General features: G+C 66.8%; 1 protein-coding gene. It reads right to left on the bottom strand.

Going from position 1 to position 1,071, the window contains the following annotated elements; translation table 11 throughout:
• Positions 1 to 164 precede the first annotated feature (164 nt).
• Positions 165 to 1,071, bottom strand: a 907-nt coding sequence (locus ACH4UM_RS41820; RefSeq protein WP_398191948.1) for a M16 family metallopeptidase, incomplete at its 5' end; no start/stop codon positions are given.

Below are 1,071 nucleotides of genomic sequence, written 5' to 3'. Positions count from 1 at the left end.
CGAATTCCGGCTCCGCCGGAATTCCCGGGTCAACTCCGTTGTCCCGGGCCCGAATTCGCTCCGCGATTCGGGCGGAACGGGATTCGCTCCGCGAACCCCTCAGGCTGGCTACGGGGTCAGCTTGTCGGGGGTCTCTCCCTGAATTCGGTCTTCCTGATTTTCCGTCATTTTGATTTGGAACTTGGGCTGTTGGAATTCGTGATGAGAGTACGCCGTCCCCACAAAGCCAGCAACTGCCCCACCTCCACCGTCACCGTAAACCGGCCAGCCGGCACCCGCCCGAGACGCCCCGTGCGGCCAGCGGCCAGCCACCGCCACACCGTCCGCTCCGAACGACCCAACACCTCTGCCACCAGCCGAACATGAGCAGACGTCAGCTCACCACCAGCTTCCAGCCCGAGCAGACGCTCCACTGCAGCCGCACGCTGCGCACCTGGATCGAGCGGACCTACCACCGGCGCTGTGAACTGCTCCGGGGCGACGCCGAACGGCAGCATACCGGCGAGGACGAGGGTGTCGGGGGTGCGGGCGTCCATCGGTCCGAGGAACCCGCAGCTGGCACTCAGCCGCATCGCGGCCCCCGGCGCCGGCTGCAGGGACTCGGCACCGAGCATCCGGGCCACAAGCATGTGGGCCAGGTACCCCTTGAGGCCCTGGTCGGGGCCTGCCAGGCGGTAGCCGACGGCTACAACAGGTGCGGGAATCCCGGGCTCGCCGCAGCGCAGCCACCTGTCGGCGGCGGTTGTCTCCTCATCCAGGTGCGGGTGCCCCGCGGCCGGGCGGCCGGGGATGTCGCCGAAGTGGCGTTCGATCAAGGACAGCGCTTGCCGAGGTGAGAAGCCGCCTGCCACTGTGAGAACCGCGTTGCAGGGTGCGTAGTGGGTGTGGAAGAACTCGGCGCAGTCATCGAGCGTGGTCTGCTTCAGCCGACTGATGTCGCCGAGCCCGTCGTGGGCGTTGCGGTGCGCGCGATACAGGAGGTTGTCAATTCCTTTGTGTATGTAGAGGCATGCGTGCTTGCTGGTCGGGCCGTCGGCGGTGGTTACTGTTGGTGATCTTGCCGAGGTCAGA

The organism is Streptomyces sp. NPDC020801, assembly GCF_044334385.1.
Lineage (GTDB): Bacteria > Actinomycetota > Actinomycetes > Streptomycetales > Streptomycetaceae > Streptomyces.
The sequence above is the reverse complement of the archived record's forward strand: the minus strand, read 5'-3'. Positions and strand labels throughout refer to the sequence as shown.